This window comes from Serratia quinivorans, from assembly GCF_052113645.1.
Lineage (GTDB): Bacteria > Pseudomonadota > Gammaproteobacteria > Enterobacterales > Enterobacteriaceae > Serratia > Serratia quinivorans_B.
Genome location: NZ_JBIEIU010000020.1, coordinates 1 through 17,026 on the forward strand (window position 1 = coordinate 1; position 17,026 = coordinate 17,026).

General features: G+C 56.9%; 17 protein-coding genes. 5 read left to right on the forward strand and 12 right to left on the reverse strand.

All coding sequences use genetic code 11. From position 1 onward, the window contains the following. Positions 1-230: 230 nt before the first annotated feature. Entirely contained in the window at positions 231-587 is a 357-nt protein-coding gene (locus ACGS9J_RS24015) for a helix-turn-helix domain-containing protein (RefSeq protein ID WP_442233142.1), read from the reverse strand. A gap of 390 nt (positions 588-977) precedes the next feature. On the opposite strand from ACGS9J_RS24015, the gene ACGS9J_RS24020 reads away from it, so the two are divergent. Together ACGS9J_RS24020 and sdeB are read left to right on the forward strand one after the other, a co-directional pair. Then, on the forward strand, positions 978-2,072 hold the full coding sequence (locus ACGS9J_RS24020) for an efflux RND transporter periplasmic adaptor subunit (protein WP_442233202.1): 1,095 nt from the start codon (positions 978-980) through the stop codon (positions 2,070-2,072). Positions 2,073-2,094: 22 nt separating this feature from the next. After that, the gene (sdeB, locus tag ACGS9J_RS24025; RefSeq protein WP_442233143.1) at positions 2,095-5,238 is read left to right on the forward strand and encodes a multidrug efflux RND transporter permease subunit SdeB; all 3,144 of its coding nucleotides are present in this window, start codon (positions 2,095-2,097) and stop codon (positions 5,236-5,238) included. 76 nt (positions 5,239-5,314) lie between these two features. Here sdeB and ACGS9J_RS24030 read toward each other — a convergent pair whose 3' ends face one another. The 9 genes from ACGS9J_RS24030 to hinT all read right to left on the reverse strand — a co-directional run bounded on the left by ACGS9J_RS24030 (position 5,315) and on the right by hinT (position 12,553). Further along, positions 5,315-5,800, reverse strand: a complete 486-nt coding sequence (locus tag ACGS9J_RS24030) for an RrF2 family transcriptional regulator (RefSeq protein WP_442233144.1) — start codon at positions 5,798-5,800, stop codon at positions 5,315-5,317. 337 nt (positions 5,801-6,137) lie between these two features. After that, positions 6,138-6,674 carry a glycine zipper 2TM domain-containing protein gene (locus ACGS9J_RS24035; RefSeq protein WP_169534192.1) on the reverse strand — a complete coding sequence of 179 codons (537 nt, stop codon included), beginning with the start codon at positions 6,672-6,674 and terminating at the stop codon, positions 6,138-6,140. A 361-nt stretch (positions 6,675-7,035) separates the two neighbouring features. Then, on the reverse strand, positions 7,036-8,340 hold the full coding sequence (locus tag ACGS9J_RS24040) for an NAD(P)/FAD-dependent oxidoreductase (protein WP_442233145.1): 1,305 nt from the start codon (positions 8,338-8,340) through the stop codon (positions 7,036-7,038). 332 nt (positions 8,341-8,672) lie between these two features. Further along, entirely contained in the window at positions 8,673-9,215 is a 543-nt protein-coding gene (gene ycfP / locus ACGS9J_RS24045; RefSeq protein WP_044549850.1) for an alpha/beta hydrolase YcfP, read from the reverse strand. A 72-nt stretch (positions 9,216-9,287) separates the two neighbouring features. Further along, positions 9,288-10,307: a beta-N-acetylhexosaminidase gene (nagZ, locus tag ACGS9J_RS24050; protein ID WP_442233146.1), complete on the reverse strand. Its 1,020-nt coding sequence runs from the start codon at positions 10,305-10,307 to the stop codon at positions 9,288-9,290. 31 nt (positions 10,308-10,338) lie between these two features. Continuing rightward, positions 10,339-11,208 (reverse strand): phosphotransferase, encoded by an 870-nt coding sequence (locus ACGS9J_RS24055; RefSeq protein ID WP_442233147.1) that lies wholly within the window; start codon positions 11,206-11,208, stop codon positions 10,339-10,341. Continuing rightward, entirely contained in the window at positions 11,189-11,773 is a 585-nt protein-coding gene (lpoB, locus tag ACGS9J_RS24060; RefSeq protein ID WP_442233148.1) for a penicillin-binding protein activator LpoB, read from the reverse strand. The genes ACGS9J_RS24055 and lpoB overlap by 20 nt, the downstream gene beginning before the upstream one ends. Before the next feature lie 27 nt (positions 11,774-11,800). After that, positions 11,801-12,190, reverse strand: a complete 390-nt coding sequence (locus ACGS9J_RS24065; protein ID WP_442233149.1) for a YcfL family protein — start codon at positions 12,188-12,190, stop codon at positions 11,801-11,803. Between the two features lie 12 nt (positions 12,191-12,202). Continuing rightward, positions 12,203-12,553, reverse strand: coding sequence for a purine nucleoside phosphoramidase (gene hinT, locus ACGS9J_RS24070; RefSeq protein WP_442233150.1), 351 nt, complete (start codon positions 12,551-12,553; stop codon positions 12,203-12,205). Between the two features lie 253 nt (positions 12,554-12,806). Between hinT and ACGS9J_RS24075 the strand changes: the two genes are divergently transcribed. Continuing rightward, positions 12,807-13,712, forward strand: a complete 906-nt coding sequence (locus tag ACGS9J_RS24075) for an ABC transporter substrate-binding protein (RefSeq protein WP_442233151.1) — start codon at positions 12,807-12,809, stop codon at positions 13,710-13,712. Here the strand turns inward: ACGS9J_RS24075 and ACGS9J_RS24080 are convergent. Further along, positions 13,709-14,086 carry a winged helix-turn-helix transcriptional regulator gene (locus tag ACGS9J_RS24080; protein ID WP_442233152.1) on the reverse strand — a complete coding sequence of 126 codons (378 nt, stop codon included), beginning with the start codon at positions 14,084-14,086 and terminating at the stop codon, positions 13,709-13,711. The genes ACGS9J_RS24075 and ACGS9J_RS24080 overlap by 4 nt on opposite strands. A 99-nt stretch (positions 14,087-14,185) precedes the next feature. Between ACGS9J_RS24080 and ACGS9J_RS24085 the strand changes: the two genes are divergently transcribed. Further along, positions 14,186-14,932 carry an SDR family oxidoreductase gene (locus ACGS9J_RS24085; protein ID WP_442233153.1) on the forward strand — a complete coding sequence of 249 codons (747 nt, stop codon included), beginning with the start codon at positions 14,186-14,188 and terminating at the stop codon, positions 14,930-14,932. A gap of 60 nt (positions 14,933-14,992) precedes the next feature. On the opposite strand, the gene ACGS9J_RS24090 is transcribed toward ACGS9J_RS24085, so the two are convergent. Then, complete coding sequence (locus tag ACGS9J_RS24090; RefSeq protein WP_442233154.1) at positions 14,993-16,297, reverse strand: Nramp family divalent metal transporter; 1,305 nt, start codon at positions 16,295-16,297, stop codon at positions 14,993-14,995. A 229-nt stretch (positions 16,298-16,526) separates the two neighbouring features. Here ACGS9J_RS24090 and mntR point away from each other — a divergent pair, with 229 nt between their 5' ends. Further along, a complete protein-coding gene (gene mntR / locus ACGS9J_RS24095; protein ID WP_442233155.1) occupies positions 16,527-16,997 on the forward strand; it encodes a manganese-binding transcriptional regulator MntR in 471 nt (156 codons plus the stop codon). Positions 16,998-17,026: the final 29 nt, after the last annotated feature.

The following is a 17,026-nucleotide window of genomic DNA, read 5'->3' on the forward strand; positions in this document are numbered from 1 at the left end:
TGAGGTGTCTGAGTGGCTGAAGGAGCACGCCTGGAAAGTGTGTATACGCGTAAGTGTATCGAGGGTTCGAACCCCTCCCTCACCGCCATATTTTAAAGAGAAAGTCTGGATTAACCTCCAGACTTTTTTTTTGCCTGTCATAACGAGCAGAGGAGAAAGATCCTCGACGGTTTTTGACAAGGCAAAAAGCCTGAACACAAGTTCAGGCTTTTTGTTGTCTGCCCTTCGCCTCAGTGCGTGCGACTGGCCGTCATCTGCGGCTGCATCACGCCACGGCGCCAGTCGCCCGGGGTTTGGCCATAGTGGCGTTTAAAACTGCGATTGAAGGACTGCTGCGAATCAAAGCCGAGTGAGATCGCCACGCTGACGATCGGCTCACCGCTGTTGGCCAGGCGCTCGGCCGAAACCCTCAGCTTCTGCATACGGATATACTCCCCCAGCGCGTAGCCGGTCTGGCGCTTGAACATACGTTGCAGGTGCCATTTGGAATACCCCGCGCGGCCCGCCACGGTGTTGATATCCAGCTTCTCTTCCAGATTGTTGTCAATCCACTCAATCAAATCAGTAATAAAACCCGTGCTGTTCATGCTGACGCTCCCATGACATTGGCAGGTAGATCCGCTGCCCGATGTCATTACGTTGCAGCAGTTTCGCATTAAATGCAATTTTTATTATTGCATTTAACAGAGGGGCACTTCTATAATCCACCCAATTAATGTAACCGATATTGATACATTAATGTGACAACAATGTGTTTCAAAACCTAACCGTTGCACCGATAGATGATGCAACCGCACTACCGTCGGTCTCAGGCCAGAGTCGTTACCCGGATCACAGGGCCGGGTGTATGGCCTGATTGTGCTTACCCACTGGAAATAAAAATAATGCCAAGCCAGCCAAACTCATTGTTCCACCCACTCCACCGCCAAAACGGCATCGGTTTCGGCGCACGCCTTTCGGCAGTCACGCTGCTGGCCATGCTGTTGGCGGGGTGTGATAACAGCGTCGCGAAGAATGCGGCTCCCCCGCCGCCTGCCGTCAGCGCCGCCGACGTGGTGATCAAACCCATCAGCCAATGGGATGCGTTTAACGGTCGGATCGAAGCGGTGCAAAGCGTGCAGCTGCGTCCGCGGGTTTCCGGCTATATCGACAAAGTGAATTACACCGAGGGCGATGAAGTCAAAAAAGGCCAGGTGCTGTTCACCATTGACGATCGCACTTACCGCGCCGCTCGCGAACAGGCTCAGGCCGAGCTGGTGCGGGCGCGCAATCAGGCGGCGCTGGCCCGCAGCGAATCCGGCCGGACCGAGAAACTGATCGGCAGCCAGGCGATTTCGACTGAAGTCTGGGAACAACGCCGTTCTTCCGCTGCCCAGGCGCAGAGCAACGTTTTGGCGGCCCAGGCCCAGTTCGACCTGGCGCAGCTGAATCTCGACTTTACCCGGGTGATCGCGCCAATCGATGGCCGTGCCAGCCGCGCGATGATCACCGCAGGGAACCTGGTCACCGCCGGCGACAGCGCCAGCGTACTCACCACACTGGTCTCGCTCGATAAGGTGTATGTCTATTTCGACGTCGATGAAGCCACTTTTCTGCGTTACCAAAATGATGGCCGACGCACGGCAAAACTGCCGGTGAAGATTGGGCTGGTGGGCGAAGACGGCTATCCGCATCAGGGCCTGGTGGATTTCACCGATAACCAGTTGAATGCCGGAACCGGCACCATCCGCATGCGTGCCCTGTTGGAAAACGCCGAACGTCGCTTTACGCCAGGGCTGTTTGCCCGGGTGCAGATGCCCGGCAGCGCCGTGTTCAACGCCATGCTGATCGACGACAAATCGGTGATGACCGACCAGGACCGCAAGTTTGTTTATATCGTCGATAAAGACGGCAAGGCCCAGCGCCGCGACATCGAAGTGGGCCGCGTGGCCGACGGGCTACGTATTGTGAGCAAAGGCCTGTCTGCGGGCGACCGGGTGATCGTCGACGGTATGCAAAAAGTGTTTATGCCGGGCATGCCGGTCGCAGCAAAAACCGTGGCGATCAACGCCAATGCTTCCGCGCTTAACTAAGCCCCAGCAGGAATCCTGAGCCATGGACTTTTCCCGTTTTTTCATCGACCGACCGATCTTTGCCGCGGTATTGTCGATCCTGATTTTTGTCGGTGGCGTGATCGCCATCCCGCTGTTGCCTATCAGCGAATACCCTGACGTCGTGCCGCCCAGCGTGCAGGTGCGCGCAGAATACCCGGGCGCCAACCCGAAAGAGATCGCCGAAACGGTGGCAACGCCACTGGAAGAAGCGATCAACGGCGTCGAAAATATGATGTACATGAAGTCGGTAGCCGGTTCTGACGGCGTGCTGGTGACCACCGTCACCTTCCGCCCGGGGACCGATCCTGACCAGGCACAGGTTCAGGTGCAAAACCGCGTGGCGCAGGCCGAAGCGCGGCTGCCGGAAGATGTGCGTCGGCAAGGGGTAACCACCCAGAAACAGTCTCCGGCCCTGACGCTGGTGGTGCATCTGGTTTCCCCTTCCGGTAAATACGATTCACTTTACCTGCGCAACTACGCCACCCTGAAGGTCAAGGATGAGCTGGCCCGTTTGCCGGGGATCGGCCAGGTACAGATTTTCGGTGCAGGCGAATACGCGATGCGCATTTGGCTGGATCCGAACAAGGTCGCCTCGCGCGGGCTGACGGCCTCTGACGTGGTTTCCGCCATGCAGGAGCAGAACGTGCAGGTTTCCGCCGGCCAGCTAGGTGCAGAACCGATGCCGACCCGCAGCGATTATCTGCTGTCGATCAATGCGCAGGGCCGTCTGCAAACCGAGGAGGAGTTCGGCAATATCATCCTCAAGAGTGGCGACAACGGCGAGATCGTCCGCCTGCGTGACGTGGCGCGCATTGAAATGGGATCCGGCAGCTATGCGCTGCGCGCCCAGCTCAATAACAAGGACGCGGTGGGGATCGGTATCTTCCAGGCCCCGGGCGCCAATGCTATCGAGCTGTCCAATGCGGTGCGGGCCAAAATGGCCGAGTTGTCGACCCGCTTCCCGGACGGCATGAGCTGGCAATCTCCGTACGACCCTACGGTGTTCGTGCGCGATTCGATCCGCTCGGTAATAGATACCCTGCTCGAAGCGGTGCTGCTGGTGGTGCTGGTCGTTATCCTGTTCCTGCAAACCTGGCGCGCGTCGATCATCCCGCTGCTGGCGGTTCCGATTTCTATTGTCGGCACCTTCGCCGCCCTCTATCTGTTGGGTTTCTCACTCAATACATTGAGTCTATTCGGGCTGGTGCTGGCCATAGGTATCGTGGTCGATGACGCCATCGTGGTGGTGGAAAACGTCGAACGTAATATCGAAGAAGGTCTGTCGCCGCTGGCGGCGGCGCATCAGGCGATGCGCGAAGTCTCCGGCCCGATTATCGCCATCGCCGTGGTGCTGTGCGCGGTGTTCGTGCCGATGGCGTTCCTTTCCGGCGTTACCGGCCAGTTCTATAAGCAGTTCGCCGTCACGATCGCCATTTCGACCGTGATCTCCGCCATCAACTCGCTGACCCTGTCACCGGCGTTGGCGGCGCTGCTGCTCAAGCCGCACGGTGCGCCGAAAGACATGCCGTCGCGCCTGATCGATCGGCTGTTCGGCTGGTTGTTCCGTCCATTTAACCGCTTCTTTGCCAACAGTTCGCAACGCTATCAGCGTGGGGTTTCTCGTGCGTTAGGCAAGCGCGGCGCGGTATTTGTGGTGTACGTGCTGTTGTTGTGCGCCGCAGGGGTCATGTTTAAAACCGTGCCCGGCGGATTTATCCCGACGCAGGACAAGCTTTACCTGATTGGCGGGGTGAAAATGCCGGAAGGCTCGTCACTGGAACGCACCGATGCGGTGATCCGCAAGATGAGCGCCATCGGCCTGAGCGTCGACGGCGTGACCGATGCGGTCTCCTTCCCTGGGTTGAATGCGTTGCAGTTTACCAATACGCCCAACACCGGCACCGTGTTCTTTGCGCTTGAGTCGTTAAGCACCCGCACCCGCAGTGCGGCGCAGATTAACGCCGAGATTAACACCAAGATTTCGCAGATCCAGGAAGGGTTCGCCTTCTCGATCATGCCGCCGCCGATCCTCGGCATCGGCCAGGGTTCCGGGTATTCGCTGTATATTCAGGACCGCGCCGGTCTGGGGTATGGCGCATTGCAGACCGCGATCAATACGATGTCGGGATCCATCATGCAAACGCCGGGCATGGGCTTCCCAATTTCGTCTTATCAGGCCAACGTGCCGCAGTTGGACGCGAAAATTGACCGTGACAAGGCCAAGGCGCAAGGCGTGCCGCTCAACGCGCTGTTCAGCACGCTGCAGACCTATCTCGGTTCGTCATACATCAATGACTTCAACCGCTATGGCCGCACCTGGAAGGTGATGGCGCAAGCCGATGGACAGTTCCGCGACAGCGTGGAAGACATCGCCAACCTGCGCACCCGTAACGATAAGGGTGAAATGGTGCCGATTGGCAGCATGGTCAGCATCAGTACCACTTACGGCCCCGATCCGGTGATCCGCTATAACGGCTTCCCGGCGGCGGATCTGATTGGTGATGCCGACCCACGCGTGTTGTCATCATCACAGGCGATGAGTGAACTGACGGTGATGGCCAACAAGCTGTTGCCGAACGGCATGAACATCCAGTGGACCGATCTGAGCTACCAGCAGTCCACCCAGGGCAATGCAGCGATCATTGTGTTCCCGGTGGCGGTGCTGTTGGCCTTCCTGGCGCTGGCGGCGTTGTATGAAAGCTGGACGCTGCCGCTGGCGGTGATCCTGATCGTGCCGATGACCATGCTGTCGGCGCTGTTTGGCGTCTGGCTAACCGGCGGTGACAATAACGTCTTCGTCCAGGTGGGGTTGGTGGTCTTGATGGGGCTGGCCTGTAAGAACGCCATTTTAATCGTCGAGTTTGCACGCGAGCTTGAGCTGCAGGGCAAAAGTATCATGGACGCGGCGCTGGAAGCCTGTCGTCTGCGACTGCGGCCGATCGTGATGACCTCCATCGCCTTTATCGCCGGGACCATTCCGCTGATCCTGGGCCACGGTGCCGGGGCAGAGGTGCGTGGCGTCACCGGCATCACGGTGTTTGCCGGTATGCTGGGTGTCACGTTGTTTGGGCTGTTCCTGACGCCGGTGTTCTACGTTACCCTGCGTCGTATGGTAACGCGCAAGGCGCGCCAGCAAACGGTATAACCTTCCGGTAACGTCAGTCATAAAAAAGCCCGGTTTAAAAACCGGGTTTTTTATTTGTCTTATCGTTTAGCGCGACTTACTTTTCTGCCGCTTCCGTGTCCTGACCGGCAAGTGCCATATATTCCGCACAGGCACGCTTATCGCCCCGCTCCAGCTCAGCCAATGCATCGGCCACCGTGTGGCGCGCCAGCACTTCCAGCGACGCTTCTTCCGCCTCGTTCACTACCGATTTAAAATACCAGCAGGCGTTGGCGCTGACCAGACAACGGGCCGGCACTTCCGGGCGCGCGGCCCAGATGCGTTTATCGTCAATCACGGACAGGTAGATATCGCGTAGGGTGATCTGCTCCGCCGGCCGCCCCAGGTGAATAGAGCCGTTACGGCCCAGGGTCGAGACGATGACGCCATTTTTGGTCAAGGGCACCATCAGCTTGCGGATAAAACTGGGATTGGCTTCCAGACCGGCGGCAAGGACCGCGCTGGTCGAACGCACACCCAGCTTTTCAGCCACGGCTACGCTAAGTACCATTTGCAACGCTGTCGGGAAGCGAAAATCTAACATGTTTTTATCTCTGTCTCCGGGAGACCAAATTCTCAGGTTTGGCCGGTGCGGCTCCTCGCCATAACACCCGCGCAACTGAGCAATAATATAACAAACACTGTTGCACTATTGAAGTTATGCCCGGATAAATCGCACGGATACATTAGTGCGGAAATTGTCGGGGTGCGGCATTAATCGGACGGATTTTTTCACCTGCAGTCACTGGGCTAACAACGTTGCTATTGGAAAGACGATGGGAATAAAAAGCAGAAACCCGCGCCAATGTTAATGCCGCTCGCTTAACTGCGTTAAACGATCAGAACTAACACTGTTCGCGGGTTTAATTCTTATAGGATGATCAGGCTTTGTTCAGCACCAGCTGGCCGCTTTTATCCAGCGGGATCTGGGTGCCGGGATCGTGATCCATTCGGATCTTGCCCTGCTGATTGCCAATCTTGTAGGTCACATCGTAACCCAGCATTTTCTGTGATTTGTCGTAGACCGTTTTGCAACGCTGCTGCGTGCTGGTGGTGGTGTCGTTATTCTGCATCGCCCCCTGCACCTGGTTACCGGCATAGCCGCCACCCAATGCACCGACGACCGTTGCGACATCACGTCCACGCCCCCCACCGAACTGGTGACCGATTACGCCACCGGCGACCGCACCCAGCACTGAGCCGGCAAGACGATTTTCGTCCTGCACTGGCGCACGGTGAGTCACCGTCACATTGCGGCATTCCTGACGCGGGGTCTTGATGGTTTCTTTGATCGGCGTTGCCGCGAGTACCTGCGCGTATTGCGGACCGGAAGAGAAAACGTCAAGACTGGCAACCGCAGCAATACCCAGAGCGGCTGCAATACCAATACCCACACCGGCTAACATTGACTTGTTCACAGGAAATCCTCCTGAAAGTGTTACCACGCATTTGTACCGGGGACTTTACCTACATTGCACCGCGCTTATTATTTTGCGCATTGGCGGCACGTGGTATTCCGGTTTACGGCGTGCGCGACGCGCCGTCTGTAAACGAGATAAAGTCTGCACAATGTTCCAGAACCTCGCAATAAGACAATGTGACCAAAGATGCCGTAAATCACGCTTACCCCCAGTGTTTAGGAGGAATCTTAAGACTTTTACCCATAATGACGGGACATTGTTCTACACAATCGGCGTGCAACCCCCCTAACCCACGGACTCGGGCACAAAAAAAACCCACGCGGGCGAACCGGCGTGGGCGAGTCGATAACCTGGGCTGTTAGTGCATTTTTAAACGCGGGCGGATCACCCGGTTGATGCCACCGACCAGCATCATCAGGCCGGTTTTGATGTAACCGTGCAAAGCGACCTGGTGCATGCGGTACAGCGAGATGTAGACAAAACGCGCAATGCGACCTTCCACCATCATCGAACCACGCATCAGGTTACCCATCAGGCTGCCCACGGTGCTGAAACGGGACAGAGACACCAGCGAACCGTGGTCTTTATACACGTACGGCTTCAGCGTCTGGCCGTTCATCAGCGCCAAAATGTTGGTAAAGCAGCGTGATGCCATCTGGTGCGCCGACTGAGCGCGCGGCGGTACAAAGCCACCGCCCTCTTTCGGACAGGAAGCACAGTCGCCAATGGCGAAAATGTTCGGGTCGCGCGTGGTCTGCAACGTTGGTTCTACCACCAGCTGATTAATGCGGTTGGTTTCCAGCCCGGCGATATCTTTCATAAAGTCCGGCGCCTTGATACCGGCCGCCCACACCATCAGATCGGCATCGATAAATTCGCCACCCTTGGTGTTCAGGCCGTTGGCATCCGCGCTGGTGACCATGGTGTTGGTCAGTACGCGTACGCCCAGTTTGTTCAGTTCCTGATGTGCAGCCGCGGAAATACGGGGTGGCAATGCAGGCAAAATGCGCTCACCCGCTTCGACCAGCGTCACGTTCAGCGCGCTGTTGTCCAGGCCTTCAAAACCATAGCTGTGCAGCTGCTTCACCGCATTATGCAACTCGGCGGACAATTCAACGCCGGTAGCGCCGCCCCCCACGATAGCGATGTTCACCCTCTCTTTTTGCCCCGGCTGCGCCGAGAACTTGAGGAACAGGTTCAACATCTCGTTGTGGAAACGTCGCGCCTGATGCGGGTTATCCAGGAAGATACAGTGGTCTTTGACGCCGGGCGTGCCGAAGTCGTTCGAGGTGCTGCCCAGCGCCATCACCAGAATGTCGTAAGACAATTCACGCTCAGGCACCAATTCGCCGCCCTGCTCATCGCAGATTTGCGCCAGGTGCAGCGTTTTCGTTTCGCGATTGATGTTGGTCAGCGAACCCAATTGGAAGCTGAAAGAGTGATTGCGCGCGTGCGCCAGGTAGCTCAGCGCGTCAACGCCGTCATCAAGGGAACCGGTGGCTACTTCATGCAGCAAAGGTTTCCACAGATGGCTGTGGTTACGGTCCACCAGCGTGATCTCTGCTTTGTGCTTACGACCGAGTTTATGGCCCAGGCTGGTCGCCAGTTCCAGGCCACCGGCGCCACCGCCCACGATGACGATTTTTTTCTTTGGCGTTGTCAAAATAACCCCCTAAATGTGAACCAATTGTTACCCAAGGGTAAAGAAATAATATCCTTAGAATACATAGGGTTCGCGTAAATTAAACCTGCTATCTGAAGCCAGAATAGCATGTGGGGTTATTTGGTCATACCAAAATTGATGTACATCAAACTTTTTTGGTTAAAGGCTGGACGAAGGGGAATTTTGAGGATTGTGATTCAAATAGTTAGCGCGGGGTCACAGTTTCAAAATTTGCCGCTCGACGGGCAAAACGGCGCTTTTTGACCCGAAAATGCCGCAATTTTTGCCCGAGAAAAGCAATCATTGCGGCGCTATCCGGCGTTATGAAACTGTTAAACCAGAGTCTTGAATGCCTTGATGCGTTGCAGGTGCGGCGAAATGTTTTTGAACTTGTGGGTTTGCTGTTCATCCCAGACGATTTCATAGTACTTGTGCAGCAGCTCCGCACTGCGCTGGCTGTCCAGCACCTCGTCATGGCGAGAAAGTACGGCCAGGCAGCGATCGCGGTTTTTCTCGCGGAAGTCTTCGACACACTTGGTGGCGATGTCGCGGTACTCTTCCGGCCGGTCGATTTTGCCTTGCATATGTTCTTCAGGATACAGGTTGGGGTTGAAGATCACCTGCCGGATACCGCACAGAAAGCCGATACGTTCGGCCCAAAATCCCCCCAGACCGACTCCGCAGATCAACGGATGTTTATCCCCTTCCTGCTGAACCGCCTTGTCCACCTCTTTCAACAAATGCTGCATGTCATGGCGTGGATGCAAGGTGCTGTAGCTGATAAAGCGCACGTCCGGATCGATAAACTGTAGCTGTAACACCTTTTCATGATTGCCGGGACTGGTGGAATCGAAGCCATGTAAATAGATAATCATGTGGATCCTCGCAACAAGCTGAGGGCCGCGTTGCCGCCCTCATCATTTACGCCGCATTACGACGCCCTGGGTTCACCCCGCATTACGCTGTTTGTGCTCCTCCCAGCGTTCGCTGAGCGCATTCAGTTCTTTATGCGCCTGCTGCCAGCGCGCAGAATCACGCAGCTCCTGACGGGTGAACTGACCGCGATGATATAACTGCTTCACCCTGTCTGCTTTGACCGGGGACAGGTTATCCAGCACGCTGACCGCCCCTGCGCGGTTATTGCACACCAGGATCATGTCGCAGCCGGCATCCAGCGCCGCCTGGCCGCGTTCGGCATAACTGCCCATGATCGCCGCCCCTTCCATCGACAGATCGTCCGAGAAAATGACGCCGTCAAAGCCCAATTCCTGGCGCAGGATCTGTTTTAACCAGTAAGGCGAACCGCTGGCCGGGCGAGGGTCTGCTTCAGTATAGATGACGTGCGCCGGCATCACGGCGTCCAGCAGCTGGTGATTTATCAATTCACGGAAGATCGTCATATCATGGTCGCGGATCTGCGCCAGCGGACGTGGATCGCGCGGGGTTTCTTTGTGCGAATCCGCACTGACGGCGCCATGGCCCGGGAAATGCTTGCCGGTGGTTTTCATGCCGGCGCTGTGCATGCCCAAAATGAACTGCTCAGCCATCACCAATGCCTGCTGCGGATCGCTGTGGAACGAGCGCTCACCAATTGCCGCGCTGACGTGGCCGATATCCAGCACCGGCGCGAAGCTGATGTCGATATCCTGTGCGATCATTTCCGCCGCCATCAGCCAACCGGCCTCTTGCGCCAGACGCTTGCCTTCATGAGCGGTGTTCAATGCGGCGAACGACTGCGCCGCCGGCAGGCGGGTGAAACCTTCACGGAAACGCTGAACGCGACCGCCTTCCTGATCCACCGCGACCACCAGCCGATCGTGGGAAGCCTCGCGGATCTGGCGCACCAGCTCACGCAACTGCTGCGCATCGTGGAAATTACGGGTGAACAGGATCAGGCCGCCCACCAGCGGGTGTTTTAAGATCTCACGTTCTTCTGCATCCAGCTCGTAGCTGGCGACATCTAACATTACTGGGCCCACGGCCACCTCACTTCATTATTTATTCAGAGCATGGGGATGTTAAACAAAAACGCCGGTGCAACACTGCGCCCCAGCGCAAAAATTCAGGATCGCCGGTCTGTTGCCAGCGCACTTCAAACCAAAGCAGCATCAGGTAGTCCACCCACGGTAACCAGCGCTGTACCTGCGCGCTTAGCAAGGGTAAATCAGCGTAGCCGATACGTGCATAATGCTGCAAAAAACGCAGCCGGCGGGCAGGCGACCAGGCGTTACCGCAAAACAGCGCGGCGATGTCCAACGCAATATCGCCATCGGCCGCATATTCCCAGTCAATCAGCCGCAAGCTTTCGCCATGGGCGATCGCATTGCCCGGATGAATATCCATATGCAGCGGTGCCAGCTTCAGCGGCGTTGGCGTACGACGGTGTTGGAAGTGCTGATGCAGTCGCAGCCAGGCGGGCGTCACGCGCCGACGATCAAGTTGCTGCCAGTAACGGGCAAACTGCTGATGCAGATCCAGCGGGTAGCCGCTGGGTGGTTGCCGATGCAGCCCAGCCATCATCGCCGCCAAGTCGCCATGTTCATTCAGCCGGGAAAACGCTGCCTCTGTGACAACGTCACCATCGAGCCATTGCAGGATAATCCATTGATTATTTTGCGCTAAAACTTGCGGGCCGATCCCCTTCCCACTGCGGCGCAACACTCGCGCCTCACGCCGACGGCTGACGCCAAGCGCGCTTTTCTCACGGCTTTGCCGGCGCGCCAATAGCTGCACGCCCTCGCCTTCAATGCGCCAGCTTTCGCCGGTCAGCCCTTGCACCGGGCTGAAACGACAACCGGCGGTTTTCACCGCCGGCAGCTCGTTCTCAATCAGTGTTCGCAACGCGGCTTCAGTGTGTAACGGCGCCATTGCCTGACCAGACGATTTCACCGGTTTGCACCAGCATCAATTGCATATCCAACGTTGGGGACTTCACGTCGCCGCTGACGTCGCTGTACAGCACGTATTGCGCGCTGACGATACGCGCCAGACCAATGGCTTTGCTACGCGAGCCCAGGCTGTCATCCGCAGACAGGCCGAGCGTTTGTTTGGCGCTGACCAACTGCGCTTCCGGCACAATGGAGAAGGTTTGATTCGACGCCAACGCCTTGTGCAGTGCCGAGGTCGCTTTCGCCGTCTGCAACGCGCCATTGGTGTTGTTCTTCACGCTGTCGAGCAGCAGCACGCTGCCCGGATTGACGCCATCGGCTTTCAGCATCTGCTTCACCAGCGGTTGTACGCTGCTCAGCCAGTCGAGCTGCTGAACTTTTGGGGGTTGCGGTACCGGTTCGCTGACCGGCGGCTGCGGCTCTTCGACCGGTGGCGTTACCGGCTCAACGGTCACCGGCGGCTGCGGTTGTTCCGGTTCCGGCGGACGCGACAGACAGCCGGTTAACATCAACGCGGCCAGCGCCACAAATAGATACTTTTTCATTAATCCCTCTCCCACTGAACCAAGAGTTTACAAGAATAGATACAGACGCACGCGTTTGGCATCGAGGTTGCCATTGAGCGAGTAAATGGTGGCGTCTGAATTTGGCGCAATAGTGATGGTGCGCGGCGCTTCAAAAGGCCGGATATCCAGCCCCTGATCGTCATACCAATAGAAGCGATAGTGTACCGTTACCGGCGTAGGCTGGCTGTTACTGAGTTCCGAAGTAGCCATCACGCGCCCGGAAGCATCCGAAATCGACGGATTGTCGGCCAGAATGCCCGCAGTAAGCACCGGCGAATCCATCACTACCGTCTGCCGCTCGTTAACCGCAATGCCTTTCGGGCTGCTGCAGCCCATCAACATGACGGCGGGTAACGCCAGTGCCATCAGACAACGCAGGGATTTGCTATAGCGCATGATTAACCTCGGTTAGCGTGACAGCAGCGGCCCCAATGCACGGCCACCGACCAAATGCATATGAATATGATAGACCTCTTGGCCGGCATGGCGATTGCAGTTAACAATCAGGCGGTAACCGTCATCGGCAATGCCTTCCTGTTCGGCAATTTTCGCCGCGGCGGTGATCATGCGACCGAGTGCGGCTTCATGCTCGACGGTAACGTCGTTAATCGTTGGGATCAACACATTGGGGACGATCAATATATGGGTTGGAGCCTGAGGTGAAATATCACGGAAGGCGGTGACCAGTTCATCCTGGTAGACCACATCAGCAGGGATTTCGCGGCGGATAATTTTACTGAAAATCGTTTCTTCGGCCATCTGGCGTTCCTTGTAAAGGGAAAAAGCTGTACGCAGTATGAGTGACAAATTCTACTGCTTTCAACCTGATTGCGCACTTTCCGCGTTGAGTGATGCAGAATCAGACAACCTGCCGAAAAAAATACGCCGTTGTGACTGTCGCCCGGCGGTGAACATCTGATTTTTTTCACTTTGGTTATTCACTATTGTTGCTTTACTTGCCTGCGGCCGCCGCCAATAGTAACCCTATGATTAGCAACGGATAGAAAACACCATGCGAGTAAAAATACTGGCGCTGGGCGCGCTGCTGCTGTGCGGCCATGCTGCGGCGGAAACCCAAAGCATCATCGATCTGCAAGCCAACCAGCAACATTTGCGCGCGGCGAAAAATCCTGCCGCCGTGGCACTGATCCCAGCCAATTACCCCTTTGCCGTCCCGGGCAAGCTAACCGTGGCGGTGGCGTCTGAAAATTCCCCGCCGTTGGCGCTGTTTGCCGAAGACAATAAAACGCTGATCGGCAGCGACCCGGATATGGCGCAACTGGTGGCGGACAGCCTGGGGCTTGAACTGAATCTGGTGCCCACGTCCTGGGAGGACTGGCCGCTCGGGATCAGCTCCGGCAAGTATGACGCCGCTATTTTTAATATTGCCGTGACCAAGCTGCGCAAAACCAAGTTTGATTTCGCGACCTATCGGGTGGATACGCTGGGCTTTTACGTGAAATCCACCAGCAAAATCAGCTCCATCAACCAACCCGCAGACGTTGCCGGGCTGCGGATCATTGTCGGTTCCGGCACCAATCAGGAAAACATTTTGCTGGGCTGGGATAAGCAGAACCGCGCCAACGGCCTGGCGCCGGTACAGCCGATTTATGTCACCGATGACGCCGCCGCCAACCTGAGCATTCAATCCGGACGCGCCGACGCTTTCTTTGGCCCCCACTCCACCGGGGCCTATAAAGCGGCACTGACCGGCAGAACCAAAATGGTCGGCATCGGCCCCAGCGTGGCCTACGTCGCGGTGACCACCAAAAAAGACAACGGTCTGGTTGCGGCAATCAACGCCGCCATCAACGGGGTGATCGTCAGCGGCGAATACGCGCAGGTGCTGGATCGCTGGGGTGAGCACGATGAAAAAGTCCCACGTTCCACCATCAATCCGCCGGGCATCGGTGACTAATCCTCAATGAGCTGCGGTGCGTGCGTACGCATCCAGTTGGCCAACGAGTCGAGCGTTGGGCGCAGCGTTTTGCCCAACGCCGTAATCTGGTATTCGACGCGCGGCGGAACCTCCGGGAACACCTGCCGCGTGACCAAACCCCGCAGCTCAAACTGCCGCAGTTGGCGCGTCAACTCTTTCTGGGCAATGGGCGCGACCGCACGTTGCAGCTCGCTGAAACGCACCGGGTCGTCGATCAATATCAACCGGTAAAGGATGGGAATAGCCCACTTCCCCGCGACCAGGTTCACGAAGTCCACCATCGGGCAAGGTTCACCCGCCGTCGGTAACCCGGCTAAATTTTTTTCGGCTGTAGAAAGCCCTGCCGTGCTCATTTCATCCCACCTTGTCCTTTAGTATCCAAAAGGTGCCTACTATGCAAAAGATACTATAGCGCAAATAATGCCTGTACCGACAATGAACAGGAGTGGGTTATGTCACGACTTAAAGGTAAATACGCGTTGATTACCGGCGGCACCAGCGGAATTGGTTTGGAAACTGCGCGCCAGTTTATCGCCGAGGGCGCTACCGTGGCGATCACCGGGCGTAGCCAAAGCGGCCTCGAGGCGGCGGAAAAAGAACTGGGTAATGTGCTGCTGTTGCGCAGCGATGCCGGCGATATCGACCAGCAGCGTGTTTTGGCACAGCAGTTAGCCGGCCATTGGCCGCGCCTCGACGTGCTTTACATCAACGCCGGCGACGTCACCCATCACCCCGTACAGGAGTGGGATGAGCAAAGTTACCAACGGCTGATGGACATCAATCTCAAGGGGCCGTTCTTTCTGATCCAGGCGCTGCTGCCACAGTTGGCTAATCCGGCATCGATTATCTTGTGCGGTTCGGTCAGTGCGCATATCGGCCTGCCGTTAAGCAGCGTTTACGCTGCCAGCAAGGCCGGGTTGTTGTCGCTGGCCAGAACACTTTCCGGTGAGCTGCATCCGCGGGGTATCCGGGTCAACGGTCTCAGCCCTGGCCCGACGGAAACCCCGGCGCTGGGCAAACTGGGGTTAAAAGATGCCGAGGAGCAGGCACTGCGCGACGAGATCCGTGCGCTGGTTCCTATTGGCCGTATGGGCACGGCGTTGGAACTGGCAAAGGCGGCGGTGTTTCTGGCTTCTGACGAGTCAGCCTTTATGGTGGGCAGTGAGTTGTTAATCGACGGTGGTGTGGGGAATTTGTAGCCACGAACATGGGGTGCAAGAACAGCAAGCCGTGGCAGCAGTGGCGACACGGCTTGGTACTCAGCCCAAACCGGGGATGGCGACGCCGAAAGTTTGCAGCAGCAACACCATGTTTAGCAGGATAATGATCACCGTACCGATGATCGACACCAGGCTGGTCAGGCGGCTATTCACAAATTCGCCCATGATGTCGCGGCGGCGGGTGAACATCACCAAAGCTATCATCGGGGCCGGCAGCGCCAGACTCAACACCACCTGGCTGTAAACCAGCGCGTCGGTGGCATTAACGCCTAGCGCTACCACGATGAACGCCGGCACCATGGTGACCAGGCGACGTACCCATACCGGGATGCGGAAACCGACAAATCCCTGCATGATCATCTGACCGGCCATCGTCCCCACCACCGAGCTGGAAATACCGGAAGCAATCAGCGACATCAGGAAGATACCCGCCGCCGCCGCACCAAACAGCGGCGTCAACGTATGGTAAGCCGTGCCAATCTCCGCCACGTCGCTGTTACCGGCATGGAAGGCGCTGGAGGCCATAATTACCATGGCGATATTCACCAGCCCGGCAATAGATAACGCAATCACCACTTCGATATTGGAAAAACGCAGCAGTTTGCGCCGCTCGCCGCTGTCACTGGCTGGCGCGCGGTGTTGGGTTAAACCCGAGTGCAGGAAGATGGCGTGCGGCATCACCGTGGCACCGATAATGCCCACTGCAATGGTCAGCGCCTGCGCATCCGGCAACTGTGGCGTGACCATGCCCATGCCCGCCGCTGCCCAGTCTACCGGTACGATAAACATTTCGACCAGGTAACACAGGGCAATCACGGCGACCAAGCCACCAATCATCAGTTCTACCGGGCGGAAACCTTTTTTCTCCACCATCAGCAAGGCATAGGTGATGACTGCCGTAACCCCCATTCCCGGTAGCAACGGCATATGAAACAGTAAGGCCAGTGCAATCGCGCCACCGAGGAACTCCGCCAGATCGGTAGCCATCGCCGCCACTTCACTGAGCAGCCACATGCCTATCACCACCGGGCGCGAGAATTGATCGCGGCACATTTCCGCCAGATTGCGGTGAGTGACGATGCCCAACTTGGCCGAAAGTGCCTGGAACAGCATGGCGATCAGGTTGGCCATCACCACCACCCATAACAGGCTATAGCCGTATTTCGAACCGGCCTGAATATTGGTGGCAAAATTACCGGGGTCCATATAAGCAATGGAGGCAATCACCGCAGGCCCGGCGAACAGCAGCGGCGTGAAGGCTCCACGCTTGCGCCCGGCAAGTGCGTTACCAATCGCCGTATTGGTTCGTTCGGTTAACGATGTGGTGGATGCCGCATCACGCATGGTTTACCCTCAATTTTATTCTGGTTATTTTTTACCCAACACTCAGCACAATGTAGCATCGGCTACACTTTATGCAAAACGGAAGACACTCTACCTTTGTGTACAAATATTTCTAATTATCACCCAATGCGCCTGGCGAATTGATAATGCGTCGCCTTTGGACTAACGTATGGCGGAACTGCATTAACCCGCAACTCACTGGTTTCACGTTTAAAGGACGTCTCAGAATATGGCAACAAGCGCACCAGATGACGCCGAACGCCCCGTCGTGGCTGAAATGCCGGACGAGGCCGAACATGCCCTGCGCTTCACCCGCGCTCGTGAAGCGCAATCCAATGCGCTGATTGAGGATTATGTCGAGCTGATCGCCGACCTGTTGGTCACCACCCGCGAAGCCAGAACCACCGACATCGCCAAACGCTTCGGCGTTTCGCACCCGACCGCGATCAAGAACATCGCCCGGCTGAAAAGTGCAGGTCTGGTCGAGTCACGGCCTTATCGAGGGGTTTTCCTGACGGAGGAAGGTGAACAACTGGCGCAGAAGGTGCGCCGTCGCCACCGGATTGTGGTCGACCTGCTGGTGTGTCTCGGGGTACCGAACGAAACGGCGGAACTGGACAGCGAAGGGATCGAGCATCACATTTCCAGCGACACCCTGGCGGTGTTTGAACAGTTCCTGCAAAAACACGCAGAAAAATAAATCCGCGCCAATAAAAAAGGGAGGCTTTC

What these genes read in the sequence shown, in the direction of transcription:
- ACGS9J_RS24080 (WP_442233152.1), bottom strand. Translation starts at nt 14,086, where the DNA reads ATGAGCACGGCAGGGCTTTCTACAGCCGAAAAAAATTTAGCCGGGTTA.
- mntR (WP_442233155.1), top strand. Translation starts at nt 16,527, where the DNA reads ATGGCAACAAGCGCACCAGATGACGCCGAACGCCCCGTCGTGGCTGAA.
- nagZ (WP_442233146.1), bottom strand. Translation starts at nt 10,307, where the DNA reads ATGTTAGATGTCGCCAGCTACGAGCTGGATGCAGAAGAACGTGAGATC.
- ACGS9J_RS24055 (WP_442233147.1), bottom strand. Translation starts at nt 11,208, where the DNA reads ATGGCGCCGTTACACACTGAAGCCGCGTTGCGAACACTGATTGAGAAC.
- ACGS9J_RS24015 (WP_442233142.1), bottom strand. Translation starts at nt 587, where the DNA reads ATGAACAGCACGGGTTTTATTACTGATTTGATTGAGTGGATTGACAAC.
- ACGS9J_RS24090 (WP_442233154.1), bottom strand. Translation starts at nt 16,297, where the DNA reads ATGCGTGATGCGGCATCCACCACATCGTTAACCGAACGAACCAATACG.
- sdeB (WP_442233143.1), top strand. Translation starts at nt 2,095, where the DNA reads ATGGACTTTTCCCGTTTTTTCATCGACCGACCGATCTTTGCCGCGGTA.
- ACGS9J_RS24085 (WP_442233153.1), top strand. Translation starts at nt 14,186, where the DNA reads ATGTCACGACTTAAAGGTAAATACGCGTTGATTACCGGCGGCACCAGC.
- ACGS9J_RS24065 (WP_442233149.1), bottom strand. Translation starts at nt 12,190, where the DNA reads ATGCGCTATAGCAAATCCCTGCGTTGTCTGATGGCACTGGCGTTACCC.
- ACGS9J_RS24075 (WP_442233151.1), top strand. Translation starts at nt 12,807, where the DNA reads ATGCGAGTAAAAATACTGGCGCTGGGCGCGCTGCTGCTGTGCGGCCAT.
- hinT (WP_442233150.1), bottom strand. Translation starts at nt 12,553, where the DNA reads ATGGCCGAAGAAACGATTTTCAGTAAAATTATCCGCCGCGAAATCCCT.
- lpoB (WP_442233148.1), bottom strand. Translation starts at nt 11,773, where the DNA reads ATGAAAAAGTATCTATTTGTGGCGCTGGCCGCGTTGATGTTAACCGGC.
- ACGS9J_RS24030 (WP_442233144.1), bottom strand. Translation starts at nt 5,800, where the DNA reads ATGTTAGATTTTCGCTTCCCGACAGCGTTGCAAATGGTACTTAGCGTA.
- ycfP (WP_044549850.1), bottom strand. Translation starts at nt 9,215, where the DNA reads ATGATTATCTATTTACATGGCTTCGATTCCACCAGTCCCGGCAATCAT.
- ACGS9J_RS24020 (WP_442233202.1), top strand. Translation starts at nt 978, where the DNA reads ATGCTGTTGGCGGGGTGTGATAACAGCGTCGCGAAGAATGCGGCTCCC.